This window comes from Micromonospora sp. NPDC023737, assembly GCF_040639715.1.
Lineage (GTDB): Bacteria > Actinomycetota > Actinomycetes > Mycobacteriales > Micromonosporaceae > Micromonospora.
This window is the reverse complement of sequence record NZ_JBFAAL010000006.1, coordinates 193,735-210,001: the sequence shown is the minus strand read 5'-3', so window position 1 is coordinate 210,001 and position 16,267 is coordinate 193,735. Positions and strand designations below refer to the sequence as shown.

The 16,267-nt window shown below is 68.5% G+C and carries 16 protein-coding genes; 10 read left to right on the top strand and 6 right to left on the bottom strand.

The window, feature by feature from the left end; genetic code table 11:
* Positions 1–33: 33 nt before the first annotated feature.
* The gene (locus AB0F98_RS16285; RefSeq protein ID WP_357735283.1) at positions 34–633 is read right to left on the bottom strand and encodes an XRE family transcriptional regulator; all 600 of its coding nucleotides are present in this window, start codon (positions 631–633) and stop codon (positions 34–36) included.
* Positions 634–699: 66 nt separating this feature from the next.
* Here AB0F98_RS16285 and AB0F98_RS16280 point away from each other — a divergent pair, with 66 nt between their 5' ends.
* The 5 genes from AB0F98_RS16280 (at position 700) to AB0F98_RS16260 (ending at position 7,110) form a co-directional block, all read left to right on the top strand.
* Positions 700–1,326 carry a class I SAM-dependent methyltransferase gene (locus AB0F98_RS16280; RefSeq protein ID WP_357735280.1) on the top strand — a complete coding sequence of 209 codons (627 nt, stop codon included), beginning with the start codon at positions 700–702 and terminating at the stop codon, positions 1,324–1,326.
* Positions 1,327–1,545: 219 nt separating this feature from the next.
* A complete protein-coding gene (locus AB0F98_RS16275) occupies positions 1,546–4,038 on the top strand; it encodes a glycoside hydrolase family 97 catalytic domain-containing protein (protein ID WP_357735277.1) in 2,493 nt (830 codons plus the stop codon).
* Between the two features lie 27 nt (positions 4,039–4,065).
* Entirely contained in the window at positions 4,066–5,313 is a 1,248-nt protein-coding gene (locus AB0F98_RS16270; protein WP_357735274.1) for a sugar ABC transporter substrate-binding protein, read from the top strand.
* A complete protein-coding gene (locus AB0F98_RS16265; RefSeq protein ID WP_357735270.1) occupies positions 5,310–6,242 on the top strand; it encodes a sugar ABC transporter permease in 933 nt (310 codons plus the stop codon). The genes AB0F98_RS16270 and AB0F98_RS16265 overlap by 4 nt, the downstream gene beginning before the upstream one ends.
* A gap of 31 nt (positions 6,243–6,273) precedes the next feature.
* Positions 6,274–7,110 carry a carbohydrate ABC transporter permease gene (locus AB0F98_RS16260; protein ID WP_357735266.1) on the top strand — a complete coding sequence of 279 codons (837 nt, stop codon included), beginning with the start codon at positions 6,274–6,276 and terminating at the stop codon, positions 7,108–7,110.
* A gap of 120 nt (positions 7,111–7,230) precedes the next feature.
* On the opposite strand, the gene AB0F98_RS16255 is transcribed toward AB0F98_RS16260, so the two are convergent.
* Positions 7,231–7,608, bottom strand: a complete 378-nt coding sequence (locus tag AB0F98_RS16255; RefSeq protein ID WP_357735263.1) for an MFS transporter — start codon at positions 7,606–7,608, stop codon at positions 7,231–7,233.
* Positions 7,557–8,141 (bottom strand): MFS transporter, encoded by a 585-nt coding sequence (locus AB0F98_RS16250; RefSeq protein WP_357735260.1) that lies wholly within the window; start codon positions 8,139–8,141, stop codon positions 7,557–7,559. The genes AB0F98_RS16255 and AB0F98_RS16250 overlap by 52 nt, the downstream gene beginning before the upstream one ends.
* Before the next feature lie 83 nt (positions 8,142–8,224).
* Here AB0F98_RS16250 and AB0F98_RS16245 point away from each other — a divergent pair, with 83 nt between their 5' ends.
* A complete protein-coding gene (locus tag AB0F98_RS16245; RefSeq protein WP_357735257.1) occupies positions 8,225–8,797 on the top strand; it encodes a winged helix-turn-helix domain-containing protein in 573 nt (190 codons plus the stop codon).
* Here AB0F98_RS16245 and AB0F98_RS16240 read toward each other — a convergent pair.
* Positions 8,764–9,657: an AraC family transcriptional regulator gene (locus AB0F98_RS16240; RefSeq protein ID WP_357735254.1), complete on the bottom strand. Its 894-nt coding sequence runs from the start codon at positions 9,655–9,657 to the stop codon at positions 8,764–8,766. The genes AB0F98_RS16245 and AB0F98_RS16240 overlap by 34 nt on opposite strands.
* A 114-nt stretch (positions 9,658–9,771) precedes the next feature.
* Here AB0F98_RS16240 and AB0F98_RS16235 point away from each other — a divergent pair, with 114 nt between their 5' ends.
* Entirely contained in the window at positions 9,772–10,518 is a 747-nt protein-coding gene (locus tag AB0F98_RS16235; protein ID WP_357735251.1) for a helix-turn-helix domain-containing protein, read from the top strand.
* A gap of 57 nt (positions 10,519–10,575) precedes the next feature.
* Entirely contained in the window at positions 10,576–11,235 is a 660-nt protein-coding gene (locus AB0F98_RS16230) for a dihydrofolate reductase family protein (protein ID WP_357735248.1), read from the top strand.
* Positions 11,236–11,529: 294 nt separating this feature from the next.
* Here the strand turns inward: AB0F98_RS16230 and AB0F98_RS16225 are convergent, their stop codons facing one another.
* The gene (locus AB0F98_RS16225) at positions 11,530–12,600 is read right to left on the bottom strand and encodes a hypothetical protein (protein WP_357735245.1); all 1,071 of its coding nucleotides are present in this window, start codon (positions 12,598–12,600) and stop codon (positions 11,530–11,532) included.
* Positions 12,601–12,888: 288 nt separating this feature from the next.
* Positions 12,889–14,118: an erythromycin esterase family protein gene (locus AB0F98_RS16220; protein ID WP_357735242.1), complete on the bottom strand. Its 1,230-nt coding sequence runs from the start codon at positions 14,116–14,118 to the stop codon at positions 12,889–12,891.
* A 148-nt stretch (positions 14,119–14,266) separates the two neighbouring features.
* On the opposite strand from AB0F98_RS16220, the gene AB0F98_RS16215 reads away from it, so the two are divergent.
* Together AB0F98_RS16215 and AB0F98_RS16210 are read left to right on the top strand one after the other, a co-directional pair.
* Positions 14,267–14,635 (top strand): hypothetical protein, encoded by a 369-nt coding sequence (locus AB0F98_RS16215; protein ID WP_357735239.1) that lies wholly within the window; start codon positions 14,267–14,269, stop codon positions 14,633–14,635.
* A 324-nt stretch (positions 14,636–14,959) separates the two neighbouring features.
* Entirely contained in the window at positions 14,960–16,255 is a 1,296-nt protein-coding gene (locus AB0F98_RS16210) for an endonuclease/exonuclease/phosphatase family protein (protein WP_357735236.1), read from the top strand.
* The last annotated feature ends 12 nt before the right edge of the window (positions 16,256–16,267 follow it).

Sequence of the window (16,267 nt, the reverse complement as noted above, 5' to 3'; positions counted from 1 at the left end):
CGCACCGCCGCTGGCTGTCCGGCAGGCGCACGATCACTGCCGTCTCGGAGCTGATCCCAGTGCGGCGCGGACGTGCACGCGTTCGCCCTGTCTGCCGATGAGGCTGAGGTATTCGACGGGACCGGCGCTGGTGGACCCGAACCAGTGCGGGGTGCGGGTGTCGAACTCGGCGGCTTCGCCGGCTCGAAGGATGAGATCGTACTCGCCGAGGACAAGCCGTAGCGTGCCGTTGAGGACGTACACCCAGTCGTAGCCCTCGTGGGTGCGCAGGTCCGGTTCGCGGTCGTCGCGCCCGGCCGGGAGGACGAACTTGTAGGCCTGGATTCCTCCGGGCCGGCGGGTCAGCGGCAGGATGGTCGCTCCGTCGCCGGTGGCGATGGGGCGCAGGTTGACACGGGGATCACCGGTCGGTGGCGCGCCGACGAGTTCGTCGATGGTGACGCCGTAGACGCGGGCGAGTGGGAGGAGTTGCTCCAGCGTGGGACGCCGCAGGCCCGCCTCGAGCCGGGAGAGCGTACTGGCGGAGATGCCGGTCTCCTTCGCCAGGTCGGTGAGCGTGATGTCGCGGCGGGCGCGAAGCTGCTTCAGCCTCGGGCCGACGGCGTCGAGCGTTCGGTCCACGTCCTCGTTCATCCTCCCCAGTTTTCCATTCGGCAAAGAACTTTGCCGGTACGTCCGGTACGCGGTCAGGATCGCCCCATGACCCACGCATTCGACAAGGACTACTGGAACCAGCACTGGCACCAGCAACACGGCGACTCGCCCGCCTCCCTGGCAAGCGAACCGCCGAACCCCTACCTCCCACGGGAAACTGGCGACCTGGCGGTCGGCAGGGCGCTCGACGCCGGGTGCGGTGCCGGCGCCGAGGCGATCTGGCTCGCCGCCCACGGCTGGCGGGTCACCGCGGTCGACATCGCCGCCGAAGCCCTCGCCGTCGCCACCGAGCGCGCGGCGAACAGCGGCATGGCCGGGCACGTGCAGTGGATCGAGGCGGACCTGACCGTCTGGGACCCGGGCACGCGGTTCGATCTGGTGACGACGCACTACGCGCACCCCACGATGCCGCAGTTGGCCTTCTACGACCGGATCGCCGCATGGGTGGCGCCCGGCGGCACCCTGCTGATCGTCGGGCACCTGCACACCTCGGCAGCCGTGGGGCACGGTCACCACCCGCCCGCCGAGGCCTCGATCACCCTCGCGGACATCACCGCCCGCCTGGATCCCGCCCAGTGGGAGATCACCACCGCCGAGGAACAGCTCCGTACGGTCGCCGGCCGAACGGTCCCGCTGCACGACGTCGTCGTCCGCGCCACCCGGCGCGCCTGATCACACCACCATGTACGTGAACCACGCCGTCGCGCGCTGATCGTCCCTGTGGAGGAGGCCACCTGCAGCGTTTCGCTGCCGCGTGGCCCTCCATACAGCAGCGAATCGTCCAGGTCGCGAGTTCGATTGAACATTCCCGGCGGGCTGCCGTGACCTTAGCGTCGGAAGCCGCCGAGCAGGGGATCCTCCCGTTCGGTCCCCGCACGGCACGGAGATGATGTGGTCAACGAGATGGGCCCGACGGCGCTGCCCGAGCGCTTCGAGCTTGAGGTGGAGACGCGGACGGACGGTGTCGTCCTGCGTGTGCGGCGCGACGGCCGGACCGTTCTCGACGGGATCCGGCTGGGCATCCGTGTCGACGGCGTCGACCTGGACAGCGGTGCGGTCCTCCTGCGGTCCCGTGACCTTGAGATCACCGACGAGTGGACCGCCCATTCCGGTAAGGCAACGGGTACCCATCGGTACGTGCACCGCGAGATGGTCTACGAGCTGTGCCACGACAGCGGCGTCGAGTGGCAGGTCCACGTCCGGGCCGGTGGGGACGGGGTGGCCGTCCGCTACGCGCTCGCCCGGTTGGAGGGCCACGGTCGCCTCGACGCCGACCGCACCCGGCTCACCTTCGAACCCGACGCCCGCGTCTGGGCGCTCGAATATCAGACCTGGTACGAGACGCCGCGCTTCGGCGCCGACGTCGCCGAGCTGCGTCCCGGTGCCTACGGTTTTCCGCTGCTCGTCCGCTCGTCCGCAGCGGGGGTGTATGTCCTGCTCACCGAGGCGGCGATCGACGGCCGGTTCAGCGGCGCTCACGCGGAGGTCGACGAAGGGGGCGAGGTGAGGTTCGCGCTGGCCGACGAGCCGGTCGAGATCACCCGCGGCCCGGTGACCCCCTGGCGGGTGTTCATGATAGGGGACCTTGCCGGGATCGTCGAGAGCCGGTTCGTGGACGAGTTGGCGCCTGCCCCGCTCGACTCGTTCGCCGGCGCGCAGTGGGTGCGGCCGGGACGTGCTGCCTGGTCCTGGTGGTCGGACTTCTATTCGGGGGCGCAGCTGCACCGGCAGCGGCACTTCGTCGACGTCGCCGCCCGGCTCGGCTGGGAGCACCTCCTGATCGACTGTGGCTGGGACGAGACGTGGGTGCCCGAGATCGTCGCGTATGCGAGTCGCCGTGGCATCCAGGTGCACCTGTGGGTGGTCTGGCACGACCTCGACGGGCCGGAGAATCTGGCGAAGCTCGCCTTGTGGCGGTCGTGGGGGGTCGCCGGCATCAAGGTCGACTTCATGGAGTCCGAGTCGAAGGACCGCTACCGCTGGTATGACACCGTCCTCGCCGAGACCGCCCGGCTCGGCCTGCATGTGAACTTCCACGGCTCGGTGATCCCGCGCGGGTGGTCGCGGACCTGGCCGCAGGTCATCGGGTACGAAGCCATTCGCGGCAGCGAGTACTACGTCTTCTACCGGGACACGCCCCTGACCGCCGCGCACAACGTGATCCAGCCGTTCACCCGCAACGTCGTCGGCGCGATGGACTACACGCCGGTCGCGTTCGGCGCGCCGGGGCGGACCACGAGCGACGGCCACGAACTCGCGCTCAGCGTCGCGTTCGAATGCGGCATCACCCACTTCGCCGACGACGTCGACGCGTATCTCGCCAAACCGGACGCCGCGCGGTTCCTCGCGGAACTCGCGCCCGCATGGGACGAGACGGTGCTGCTCGCCGGCGACCCCGACCACGAGGCCGTCATCGCCCGCCGTTACGGCGACCGCTGGTTCGTCGGCTGCATCGCCACCGGCCCGGCGCGTCGTCTCACCGTCCCGCTCGACCGGCTGGCACTCGGGCCGGCCGACGCGTGGGTCGTCGGCGACGGCGCCGAGGGTGGCCTGGTCTCTGACCGGCGGCCTGTCGACGACAAACTGGTCGTCGACGTGGCGGACGACGGCGGCTTCGTCGCCATCGTCGCCGCTCGCGGTACGCGACTGCGCCGAGCAGTCGAGCGGCCCGAGTACACCGCCGCGCGGGTGGACCCGGCCGTCCAGCTGCTCGGCCCGGACGGCACGGCCGTCCTGCGGACCGACGGACACCTGCGGCTACCGCCCGGCTGGTCGGCGCAGCACCTCGACGGCGACCGCTGGAAGGTCAACGCGCCCGCCGCCCTGGCACCCGGCCGGGCCGGCGTGGTCACCGTCGAGACGCCGGGCGAGGACGGCGTCCCGGTCGTGGCGCACGCCCGCCTGTTCCGGCCGCTGACGCCCGGATCCCACCGCCTGTCGGCGTTGACGATGGTCGCGTTCGACAACGAGAGCGGCCCGATCGAACGCGACCAGAGCAACGGTGGCGGTAACCCGGGCGACGGCCGCCGTATGCGCATCGCGGGGACGGAGTTCGACGACGGGCTCGGCGCGTCCACGCCGTCACGGATCGAGCTCTACCTCGGCGGTTCGGCCGCCCGCTTCACCGCCCGCATCGGAATCGACGACGAGACCCCCGGCACGGCCGCCCGGATGAGCGTGCACGCCGACGGTGTGCAGCTGTTCAGCGCCGACGTCCGCTCGGGTGAGCCGCCGCTCGACGTCGACGTCGACATCCGCGGCGTCGCCGCGCTGAGCCTGCGCGCGGACACCCTGCTCAACCACCAGGAGCCGGCCCACGTCGACTGGGCATCGGGTCGCCTCCACCTCCACCACGACACCGCCACCACCCCGGCCGAGCGCTGAAGCTCGGCCTTGCCCCAAGGAGAAACCATGCGACACGGCAAGAGATGGATCGCCGCCGCGGCCGTGCTGGCCACCCTCACCGCCACCGGCTGCAGCAGCAGCGGCGGGGGAGACGGCAAGGTCACGTTGAGCTACGCGACCTGGAGCGACGACCAGAAGCCGGCCATGGAGGCGATCGCCAAGGCCTTCGAGGACAAGCACCCCAACATCGACGTCCAGGTGCAGGTCCTGCCGTGGCCCGAGTACTGGTCGACCCTGCAGGTCGGCGCGGCCGGACGTACGGCACCGGACGCGTTCTGGATGCTCGCCGACCAGTTCCCGGCCTACGCCGAGGGTCATCAGTTGCTCGACATCACCGACGCGGTCAAGGCGGCGGGTGTCGATCTGGCCGCCTACCCCAAGGCCGTGCTCGACCTGTACGACGTCGACGGCAAGCTCTACGGCTTGCCGAAGGACTTCGACACGAACGCGATCTGGTTCAACAAGGCCCTCTTCGACAAGGCCGGCGTGGCCTACCCGGACGACAGCTGGACCTGGGACGACGCGCGCGAGGCGGCCCGGAAGCTGACCAACCCCGCCGCCGGCGTGTGGGGCATCGCCGCGCCGATCGACCGCCAGGGCGGGTACTACAACAGCATCTACCAGGCCGGCGGCAAGGTGATCGGTGACGACGGCAAGGCCGCCATCGACAGCCCGGAGGCCATCTCCGGCCTGCAGTTCTGGACCCAGATGCACGCCGACGGCTTCTCACCGACGCTCAAGCAGCTCTCGGACACCGAAGCGGTGCAGATGTTCATGGACCAGAAGGTCGCCATGTACTTCTCCGGCTCCTTCTGGGCCCAGCGTCTCTACGGCGACCAGGCGCTGCGCCCCAACGTCGGTGTCGCGCCGCTGCCGAAGGCGAAGCAGCGGGCCACGATGATCAGCGGCATCCTCAACGCCGGATACGCCGGCACCAAGCACCCCAAGGAACTCGCCGAGTTCCTCATCTTCGCCAGTGGCAAGGACGCGGCCGTCATCCAGGCCGAGAGCGGCGCCGTGCTGCCCGCCTACCAGGACACCCAGCAGGGTTGGCTCGACGCGATGCCCGAGTTCAACCTCAAGGTCTTCGTCGACGCCGTCGACTACTCGGTGCCGCTGCCGATCGCCGGCGACGCCGCCAAGTGGACCGGCCTCGAGACCCAGTACCTCGGTCCGGCGTGGGAGGGCAAGCAGAGCGCCGCCGAGGCCGCCCGGGCCTACAACACAGCGATCAACGAGGTCCTCGCACAGTGACCACCGACGTCGCCAGCCCTCCCACGCGGCAGCGTACGCGCCGCCGCGGGGGAGGGCTGCTGCCCGCACCCGGATGGGGCTACCTGATGATCGCCCCGGCGTTCATCGGCCTCGTCGCCTTCTACGTGTGGCCGTTCCTCACCACCTTCGGCAAGAGCTTCATGGACGTTCCGGCCTTCGGACCTGGGACGTTCACCGGAGTCGACAACTACACCGAACTGCTCGGCGACGACCGGTTCTGGCAGGCTCTGCGCAACTCCGCGCTGTACACCGTGATCCTGCTGCTCGGCGTACCCGTCGCGATCGTCCTGGCCGCGCTCATCGAGCAGGTCAGCCGCGGCCGTGCCCTCTACCGGGTCCTGTTCTTCCTGCCGGTCGTGACCCTGCCCGTCGCGGTGAGCATGGTTTGGCGCTTCATCTACAACGGTGACTTCGGTCTGCTGAACTACGTCCTGTCCCTGGTCGGCGTTCCCGGGCAGTACTGGGTCGCCGATGCGACCTTCACGATCTACGCGGTCGGCGTCGTCGGCATCTGGATGAGTCTCGGCATCAACCTCATCATCCTCGGCGCCGGACTCCAGTCGATCCCGCAGGACCTCTACGAGGCATCCTCGCTCGACGGGGCGGGGCGGATCCGCCAGTTCTTCAGGATCACCCTGCCGCTGCTGTCGCCCAGCGTGTTCCTGGTGACCGTGCTGACCGTGATCTCCGCGCTGCAGATGTTCGACCTGATCTTCGTCATGCTCCGCAGCGTCAACAACACCGCGCTCGCCGACTCGAAGACCATCGTCTACCTCTTCTACGAGAAGGCCTTCGTGGAGTTCGACCAGGGCTACGGCGCGGCGATCGCGATCGTGCTGCTCATGGTGATCATGGCCGCCACCCTCGTCCAGTTCCGCCTGCAACGCCGGTGGGTGTTCTATGACTGATCAGCTGACGCGAAGCAGGCGCAGGGAGCGCGTGGCAGCCGGGTCGAAGGCCTCCCGCCACGGCGAGTGGGTCATCCATCTCGCCCTCGCCGCCGCGGCGGTGGTCATGGTGGCGCCATTCGTCTGGCAACTGCTCACCATCTTCAAGTCCAACCGCGAAGCCTCCCAGATGCCGCCGACGCTGCTGCCGGAGGACCCGACCACAGGCGCCTTCGCCACGTTCTTCGGCTCGGTGCCGTTCTGGGCGCAGCTCACCGTGTCGCTGTCCGCGCTCGTGCTCCGCGTGATCGGGCAGCTCGTCGTCTCGGCGCTCGCCGGTTACGCGTTCGCCCGGCTCCGGTTTCCCGGACGCAGGCTCCTGTTCGGGCTGTTCATCGCCATGCTCATGGTGCCCAGCCAGCTGTTCCTCATCGGGCAGTTCGAGATCATTCGGGACTTTCAGCTGCTCGACACCATTCCCGCCCTGGCGATCCCGGGTATGTTCTCCGCGTTCGGGATCTTCCTGATGCGGCAGGCGTTCATGTCGATCCCTGCCGGGTTCGAAGAGGCTGCCCGCCTCGACGGCGCGGGCCCCCTGCGCACGTTCTGGTACGTCATGTTGCCGATGGCCCGCCCGACGATGGCGGCGCTGGCCGTCCTCACCTCGCTCTACTCCTGGAACGACCTGCTCTGGCCGCTCATCGTGACCCCGCGTGGTGACAGGCGCCCGATCACCGTCGGCCTGGCCGGCCTCCAGGGCCAGTTCGGGACCGACTACCCGACGCTCATGGCCGGGGCACTCGTCGCGTCGCTGCCGCTCATCCTCATCTTCCTGGCACTTCAGCGGCAGTTCTTCTCCGGTATCGCCAGCAGCGGATTGAAAGGCTGACCGGTCGTCGGTCGGCGCCGGACGGGCGCCGACCGGCGACGTCGTCGGTTCACAGTGCCGCCGCGCACCTCCGGCGCCCACAGCGCTGCCTCGACCCGAACGTGGCCCGGGCCCGACCGTTCAGGACCGGCGCGACTCGGCCGGCTCAGGTTCGTGAAAGGCAGTCGCGCGGGCTTCCACCCGCCGGAACTCCGGCGACGTGACCGTCCGCAACGTCACGGCAAGCACGAGGACACAGACTCCTGCTCCGCCCCAGAAGACCGCTCGTACGCTGATCAGTTCCGCGGTCAACCCGGCGACCAGGGCCCCTAGTGGCATCGATCCCCAACTGGTCAGCCGGCTGACCCCGCTGTAGCGCCCCATCATCTCGTCGGGCACGACGAGCGCGCGCAGCGAGCTGTAGGTGACGTTCCAGGCGCCGGAGCCGGCACCGCCCAGCACGGCCGTCACGGCGAGGAGCGGAGCGGACGAGGAGAGCGCCGGCGCTGCCAGCAGCACGGCGAAACAAGCCACGACGTGACGAGGACGACCTGCCGTCCCAGCCGACGAATGAGGGCGGGTGCGGCGGACGCGCCCACGACGCCATCCACTCCCAGCGCGCCGATCAGCAGTCCGTACTCCGAGCGGCTCAGCTCCAACGGTCCGGGTACGATCGCGTACACGACGATGACCGCCGTCCAGGCCGCCCAGCATCCGCTTGCCGTGCCCGCCACCAGCAGCAACGTCCGTAGAACTCTCTCCCGCCACACGTACTGGATGCCCTCCCGGATATCCGCGCGGAGGCCGAGCGCGCTCGCCGCCGATCCGGGGTAGCGGCCGCTGCGGTAGTGGCCGGTCATGGTTGCCAAGGCGAGCAGCGTGCCTGCGTAGCCCACCCCGCCCGCGCCGAGCGCGACGGCCAGTCCAGCGGCGGCCAGCAGGCCACCCAGAGGCGGTCCGATGAACTCGTTCGCCGCGGTCTCGGTCGCTGTCAACTTCGCGAACGCGGATTCCATGCGATTGCCGGGTACCACCATTGGCACGACCGACATCCGCGTCGGCGCGCCGGACAGCCGCTCTGTTGCGCTGGGCCTGGCACCACACGATCGAGCCGGACTAGCCGCGCCGGCAATCGGTGCTGCGCGCCGATGTGGTGTCCCGGATCTCCCGCCTGGGCAGAGGCGGCTGGTCCGGGGTCATCAACGACATCAGGCCGGGCACCCGTTGGCTCGGTGACGGCCGGTTGCAGGTCGAGGAGCGGCCTTACCCAGCGTGCGACGTGCGAGGCGGAGAACTCACGTTCTTTGCGGCGCACTGCCGGGGAGGCTGGATCTCCTGGAGGTTGCCCAGCCGCTTCGGGATCGTCTATCCGGTGACGGGGATCTTCACCGAGGCGGCTATCAGCACACACCCGCTGCGCCGCCTGCTGGGAACCGCGCGGAGCAGAATTCTGGTCCAGGCGGCCGAGCCGATTAGCACGACCGCGGTTGTCGCTGCGACCGGACTGCCGCTCGGCACGGTCGGTGGTCACCTGCGCGTCCTCACGGAGGCCGGTCTGCTTCGGAAACGCCGGTCGGGCCGGGAAGTCCTCTACTGGTGGACGGATGCGGCCGAGCGCTCGTGGCCGGCGCCGCCCCCTACTGACCGGTCGGAACAGATCCACGCTCCGACCGGTCACACCTCGAAGGCAGCATCGGCGACCTGGTAGCCCTCATGCCGGCGGCGGAAACCACTCGGGCTCATCCCGTGGTGCTTGCGAAAGACCCGAGAGAAGTAGAACGCGTCGTCGAAGCCGATCTCGGAGGCGACCTCGGTGACCGTCGCGTCCGTCGTGTCGAGCAGTTGCCGGGCCCTCGCCATCCGCAGCGCGGTGTGATGCGAGAGCACCCCGCCTCCGGTCGCCCTGCGGAACAGGGTGCTCAGGTGCGAGGGTGACACGCCCACCAGCCGGGCCAACTCCGGCACCTTCACCTTCCCGTCCAGCCGCTCGGCCAGGTAGCTCATGGCGCGCTGAAGCGGGTCCCCGGGTTCGGGAAGCAGCCGGTCGACGCTGATCTGCGTCAACAGTTTCCACGCGGTGCCCGCCGCGTCCAGCAGGCGGATGGGCGACTGGTCGCGCTCGATGCAGGTGACGATCTCGTCCAGCAGCGCCACCGCCCGACCGATGGCCCGCACCGGCACCACGGGCCGCTCGGTCGTGGCCTCCATGCAGTCCGCGAGCTTCGACACATCGGATCCCATCAGATGCGCCCACCAGATCGTCCAGGGATCGCGATCGTCGGCACCGTACTCGTGTGGGACGCCGCGGGGGATGACCAACGCCTGCCAGGCTCCGATCCGATGCATACCCGACCCGACCCGCGCCCAGCCCATCCCGGAGGCGCACACGATCAGGACCACCTCGGGGGTGCCTCGGGGGCGCTGCATGCGGTGGTCAGCGGCATCCGGGTAGTACCCGGCGTCAGTGACGAGGAGCCGCCCGGTGATCGGGCGTCGAAGCGCCTCGGCGACGAGCGGACGGGGCACCGAGGCCAACCGTTGCCCCCGAAATCCCTCCTGAAGCGGCACGGGAGCCATCGTGCGCGCTCACCGGCGGATTGTCCATGCCGCACTTCCTGTGCATCGGGGCCGTGTCGGTGCTGATAGTCGCCGTCGCTAGCCTCAGGAGGGAACCTCGGCGGATTGAAGACGGAGGAGGCCGTGGCCCTGCGGTTCAAGCATCGCGAAACCGAGATCGACGTGAGCCTTGTCGACCGCGTGTGGCGCACCCGCTCCAACGCGGAGGAGACGATGACCTCCGCGGCACGCACCTGCTGGCATCTGATCTTCTCGCGGGCGCAGGGACGCCTACTCGCCAGCCTGCGCGGGCCTGAGACGAGGGCGACCACTGCACCGGTCCCGCCGGGTACCGAGTTCCTCGGGGTACGGTTCGCGTTCGGCGCGGTTCTTCGGCCGCATCCCGCAGCCTCGGTGGTCGACGGGTACGTGCCGTTACCAGTGACGGAATCGGGCAGGATCGTCATCGGTGGTGAGGGCTGGGAGGCGCCGACGTTCGATAACGTCGAGCACTTCGTCCGGCGGCTGCAGAACACGGGTCTGCTGGTGCGCTCACGTCTCGAGCACGAGGAGCAGTTGGCCGAGCACCGCGGAGACGGCCCGGCCGCGCGAACCCTTCAGCGGCGCTACCGAGCGATCATCGGACTGTCGCGAACCGCCGTGAGGCAGATCGACCGTGCGAACGCCGCAGCGACGATGCTGCGTGACGGCGTTGACTGGCGCACGGTCGTCGAGACGTTGGGGTACTTCGACCAAGCCCACCTCGCGCATGCGCTGCGTCGCTACGTCGGGTGCACCGCACGCGAGCTGCAGGCGGGCCGCTTCGCCGCGATGTCGTTCCTGTACAAGACGCGCCCTGGGGCCGGCAGCTAGCGTGCGTCTGCCAGCCGACCTTGCCGGCTGTCCGCGACCCGAATCAAGAGGAGAACCGTGCTACTCAGCGTCAACACCTTCGTCAGTCTCGACGGCGTCATGCAAGGACCCGGAGCCCCCGACGAGGACCGGTCTGGCGGCTTCGACCGCGGCGGGTGGCTCGTTCCGCACGCGTCGACGCATACCAACGAGGTCGTGGAGGGCTGGTTCCGTGAGGCCGACGCGTTCCTCTTCGGCCGCACCAGCTTCGGCCTACTCGGCGGATACTGGCCGAAGGTCACCGACCCTGACAACCTGATTGCCGCCAAGCTCAACGCGCTGCCGAAGTACGTCGTCAGCTCCACGCTGACCGACGATGAGGCCGATTGGAGCCCGATGACCGTCCTACGCGGTGACATCGTTGCCGAGGTACGCCGCCTCAAGGAGCTTCCCGGCAAGGAACTCCAGGTTCACGGGAGCTGGAGGCTGACGCAGACGCTGTACCAGGCGGGACTCGTCGACGTCTACCGGCTGCTCCAGTACCCGGTCGTCGTCGGCACGGGGAAGCGCCTGTTCCCGAACGGATCGATGCCCGCGGCGTTCGCAACCGTCGAGGAGGGCTCGCGCGTACTGCCGGGCGGCGTCGTCTCGCTGACCCTCAAGCCCACGAGCCTCGGCGCGATCTTTGCGGGCGCGTACACGGTGGCCGAAGGGCGCTCGGCGACGGTCCTCGACTGACATCGGTGCCCGACCGGATTCGAGGCCCTCAGGAATATGCCGAAGTCGGTCACCGCACCGGTCTCCGATCATCCAGACGCGCCCGAACCCGCCGGCCAGCTCAACCACCACGTCGACTTCGGTACGCGTCCTTCGGCCTATCTCAGGAGACCGTGCCCGGCTGTGCCGGCCCGGGCGACGACCGGCGGTCTTGTCGGTTCGTCCGGATACAACACCGGTATCCGGACGAACCTCCGCCTTGCCGGACCGCCGCCTGGGCCTCGGCTCGCTCGGGCGAGCCTAATGAAACAGGCCTTAGTCGCGTGGCAACTGCTCGATGAGCTGGTGGAACTCGTCCGGCGGGAAGATCTGCTCCAGTTGCCCGTTCTTCATCTCGGCACGCAGAGGGTGCAGACGGCCCTGGTGGAACCAGTGCACGTCGAGGCTGACCCGATCGAGAGCATTCGAGCCGACGTTGTGCACCAGCCGCAGTACCGGCTCGATGGTGGCGAGATCACGAGCCTTGCGGATCGGGACGGCGATGATCTGGTGCTCACGGGGGACACCGATGATCGCTCCGTGCGGAAGATCGTCGCCCAGTAGCTCGTTGAGCCGCACCAGCTGCGCGACCCCCGATACGCCCTGATCGACGATGACGTACAGCGGTGAGTACTCGCCCTGGTCGTAGGGCTCGACCACGACGTCGTCGCGCCGCATGTTGTCGATCGCCCGCCTGATCAAGTCGGTATGCGAGGTGTTCCAGCGGGACGTCAGATGGCCGAGGACGGGATAGGCCTGCTGAAATCGGCCGGATTCGTCCGGCCCCATCGCGACGAGGAGCGCGACCACCTCGTCATTGAGGTAGACGTATATCCCGTCCGGGCCGAGGTCCGAGCTCCTCGCAGGAATGAGGCGGAGCAGGGAGTCACGCTGTGCGGCGGGTATCGCCAGCAGCTCGCGGCACGGGCTGTGGCTCGTACAGTCGTCGGCCGGGGCTGCCGGGGTACCGGTTTCCGGCGACCTGTTTTCCAGCCCGGCGCGCAGCCGGATCGTGACCTGCCCGGCCTGATCGGTGTCCAGGGGATAGATGGTGTTGTTCATGATCGGACCCGTGATGACTGCGGGGCCGGTGATCGGAGGCGCGCCGTACTCGGCGGCGAGCCCGCTCGCGGCAGGGTTGGGATGACCGGCTCGGGGCCGGCCCGGGCTGTCTTCGGCGTGCCACAGAGTCAGGTCAGCACCGAGCCTGGTGGACCGGATGTTCTCCGAACCGAGCAGACGGGCTACCTCCTGGACCAGATCCATTCCGAAGGAGGTTGTCGTCCTCTGCTGCGGACCGTCGACGTTCACGAGCACGAGCTGGGAAGCGCTGCCTTGAGCTGCCATCCACGAATGATATGGCGGACATCGAAAACCGCGATAGCCGGATCGACAGTCCAGGCCGTCACGCCAGGAGAGCGGTCTGTCGAGAAAGTACGGTCGTCAATAGACGTTGACCGACCTCTGACGCCTCCCTCGGCAGATCGGTACGTCGGGCTCGGCCGAGCCCGACGTACCGTCGTCGTGGTGCTGTCACGAGCATCGGCCCGGCACCCCTCGCCACGCGTTCCTAGGGAGATTGTCGGGTGGTCGCAGGCTGTGCCGGCCGGTGCGGGAGCGAGAGCCGGTTCGTGGTCAGGTGTTCGGTGAACTCTGGAGGATCGGGTTCTGTCGGGCGTCCTTGACGAAGACGAGCCCGTCGGTGTTGGCCAGGTGGGCGGGGTCCAGTGGGGCGTAGCCGTACCAGGGGGAGACGCGGTGGGCGGGTGTCGTGCCGGCGAGCACGGCTGCCAGCCGGCGGGTGTCGATCAGGCAATTCCGCTGTGGGAGCGCGTACAGCCGGCCCTCGACGGTGTCCGGCGGTGGGGCGTCGACCCCCTGGTGGGGGATCGTGCCGACCGCGGTGGCGAGGAAGGCGTACTCGTTGCTGATGCGGGCGCTGACGATCGCGCCGGCACTCCACCATCGCACCGACAGATCGCCCAGCCGCATGGTGCTCTCATCCCGTTGGAGGTGACTGTTGTGGGCGTTCACCAGTGTTGGGCCTCGGTCGGCGAGGGCGAGCAGGTTGGCGGCCATCATCGAGTCCCGCAGGCCGACCAGCCGCGCGAGGCGCCCGGGTGACGTGTCGGCCATCCAGAAGTGGTAGCGCAGCAGCCCGACGGCGGTACGACCGTACAGGCGTGCCCGGTCCCAATCGTCCGGAGTGGACATCGCGATCAGGTATGGGGTTTGCGCGTCGAGCAGAGCCACCAGGTCGTCGGCGAGCAGTCGCAGCTGGTCGGCCTCGGCTGCCTGTCCCACGGACTGGGTCGGGTCCATCATCGCGGCGCTGTTGGTCCATCGGTCGTCGGAGCCGAGCAGGCGGTCGAGCGTTTCCGCGGTGCAGGGAAGCAGGTCGGTGTCGACCCGGGCGGCGAGATAGGTGTGCAGTGCGTTGAGCGCCTGCCGTGGGCTTGCCGCCGCGGTGATCTCCAGCGGGCCGTCGAAACCGGCGAAGCGCACCTGCTCCGGCGTGGGCCGGCCGTCGTTGTACGCGCGCATCCAACGCACCAACTCGCGGTTGCCCGCGAAGACGCCCCACTCGTGGCTGAAGCCGTGGCGCATGACCTGGTCGAGGCTGCCGGCGCCCGAGGTGACGTAATCGTCGACGAGCAGACCCGCCATGCAGTCGCTCTCGATCGCGATCGTCCGGTAGCCCTCCCGTTCGACGAGTTGCCGGAAGAGATCGTTTCGCAGTTCGAGCAGATCGTTCTCGCCGTGGGTGGGCTCGCCCAGGGCGAGCAGTCGCGGCTTGGCTGGGAGCAGCCCCATGACGGTAGCGGCGTCGACGGCATGGGTGGTCTCTGTGATGCCAGTGGTCATGCCATGAACGCTATCGTTGAACCGCCGGTGGAGACTTTTGACCAATCTCCTCAGGTCAGTTAGGTGAAACCCTCAAAGTAACGGGCAGCCGAGTTCGCTTGACCTCGCGCGATGCCGCCTTCCGGCACCACGTGCCAAGATCCTGTCCATGCCGCACGCTCGGTTCTTCTTCGATGCGGGATCTGGGGCGGTCCTGTGGCCATCTGGCGCGCAGGACCAACAGGTCTTCGGGTATCCGGCGCGCCTGGAGGCGCTGCCGATCAGCGCAGCGCTCCGGGATGAGCTGGCCCAGTTGATCGAGTGGTACGACGCCTCCCTGAACTGGGACTACCCGCCTGACCCAGGTCCGTGGCGGGAGCCGGAGTGTCAGGTCTTCAATGCAGCTGTTCGGCGGGTGTTCGACCGACTGTGTGCCGAACTGGGCGACCGTTGGCGCATAGCGAACGACTTCAAAGAGGTGCATGAAGATCCGGACCTCGATCGGTACCTCGCCGACCCGACCAGCTACCGGCGGTGACTGCTCGCCCTCGCCGGGCAGTGCGCGATCGCGCGAGATGATCGAGCCGTATCGCCGCCGGGGCCCGCTGTCGGCCACGGTCATCCTCGGCTCGCCGGGCGCGCGGCTGATGACGGTGAGGGCTGCGCCGGTCTGACCGGTTGGTGAGTGCCGCCGCACGCACTCGCGAGTCGACTCGACATGCCACGAGAGCAGCTCGACTGAAAGCTCCCTCATCACCACAATTCGGTGTCAAGTGGGCGATATGGCGCTACGGTCGTGCCGGAGGTTCTGGTGGCATCAGCCGCGCCGCACGAGGCCGGAACCTGTGATGAGGAGAAGGCAATGACACGAAGACTCATGGCGCTGCTCTCCGCCATCGGACTGGTCGCCGCAGTGGCCGTGGGCGTGGCGACACCGGCCCAGGCCAGCGGCGATCAGCAGCTCAAGGTCGCCACCTACAACATCTACTTCGGAGCCGATTTCGCGCCCTTGGCGACTGCACCAACGCAAGAGGAACTCGTCAGGCGAGCCGGGCTCGCGTACGACCAGGTGGTGGCGACCGACTTCCCAGCTCGCGCCCGAGCCATTTCGCGTCTGCTCAAGCAGGAGCGGCCCCACGTTGTCGGCCTGCAGGAGGTGGCTTTGTGGAAGAAGGGGCCACTGAGCGGCTCTCTCAAGGTCACCTACGACTTCCTGGACATTCTGCTTCGCGAGCTGCGCAAGGCCGGCCTTCACTACCGTGCCGCCGTGACCGGCACGACGTTCAGCACCGCCCTGCCGATCAGCGCCACGGAGCAGGTGAGCTTCACGGACCGAAATGTCGTCCTCGTGCAGGAGGGAGTTCGGGTCGCGAACGCTCAGTCGCGCGTCTTCGCAGCGAAACTCGTTGTCAACACCCCGTTCGGTGTCACCTTCACGATCCCCAGCGGGTGGGCGGCAGTGGACGTGAGCCTGGCCAAGAAGCGGGTGGTTCGGGTGGCCACCACGCACCTGGAGTTCGCGGACCCGGCCGTCCGCAACGCGCAGGGGCAGGAGTTGCATGCCGCGCTGGCACGATCGTCGTATCCAGTCGTCGCTGTCGGTGACTTCAATTCCCCGCCCACTGAAGCGGCCGGCCCGTACGGCACGTTCACCACCGAGGGTTACGACGATGCCTGGCGGATCATCCACGGTCCGAAGGGTGGCTTCACCTCTGCCCAGGACCCCGAGCTCCGCAACCTGCCTTCCAAGCTGAGTGAGCGCATCGACTACGTCTTCTATCAGCCGGCACACCTGTCGGCGATCTCTGCCCGGCTGATTGGAGAGCAGGTGCAGGACCGCACGTCCAACGGACTGTGGCCATCGGATCACGCTGGTCTGGTGGCGTTGCTGCGACTCAAGCCCAAAGTGCCCACCAAGATCCCAGCCGGTGACGGAAGCAACGGCTCCACGCTGAACGCGATTGGTGATTCCCCGACCGGTGTACCTGAAGCCGAACAGGCGCCGACAGATGTTCGGGCAGACGGGGTCGCGCAGACCCGACCCGAGAACGCGTCCGGCCCTCTTGCCGGGTCGGCGATCGCACTGTCCGCTCTGGTCCTCCTGTTGAGTTGTCGACGCGCGCGATCGAGCCGTCAGCAGGAGGCGACCACCCAGTGACTGTCATGCTGG

Coding starts and splice junctions, on each gene's coding strand:
- AB0F98_RS16285 (WP_357735283.1), bottom strand. CDS start 633: ATGAACGAGGACGTGGACCGAACGCTCGACGCCGTCGGCCCGAGGCTG.
- AB0F98_RS16280 (WP_357735280.1), top strand. CDS start 700: ATGACCCACGCATTCGACAAGGACTACTGGAACCAGCACTGGCACCAG.
- AB0F98_RS16250 (WP_357735260.1), bottom strand. CDS start 8,141: ATGTCGGTCGTGCCAATGGTGGTACCCGGCAATCGCATGGAATCCGCG.
- AB0F98_RS16225 (WP_357735245.1), bottom strand. CDS start 12,600: ATGGCAGCTCAAGGCAGCGCTTCCCAGCTCGTGCTCGTGAACGTCGAC.
- AB0F98_RS16210 (WP_357735236.1), top strand. CDS start 14,960: ATGACACGAAGACTCATGGCGCTGCTCTCCGCCATCGGACTGGTCGCC.
- AB0F98_RS16220 (WP_357735242.1), bottom strand. CDS start 14,118: ATGACCACTGGCATCACAGAGACCACCCATGCCGTCGACGCCGCTACC.
- AB0F98_RS16215 (WP_357735239.1), top strand. CDS start 14,267: ATGCCGCACGCTCGGTTCTTCTTCGATGCGGGATCTGGGGCGGTCCTG.
- AB0F98_RS16270 (WP_357735274.1), top strand. CDS start 4,066: ATGCGACACGGCAAGAGATGGATCGCCGCCGCGGCCGTGCTGGCCACC.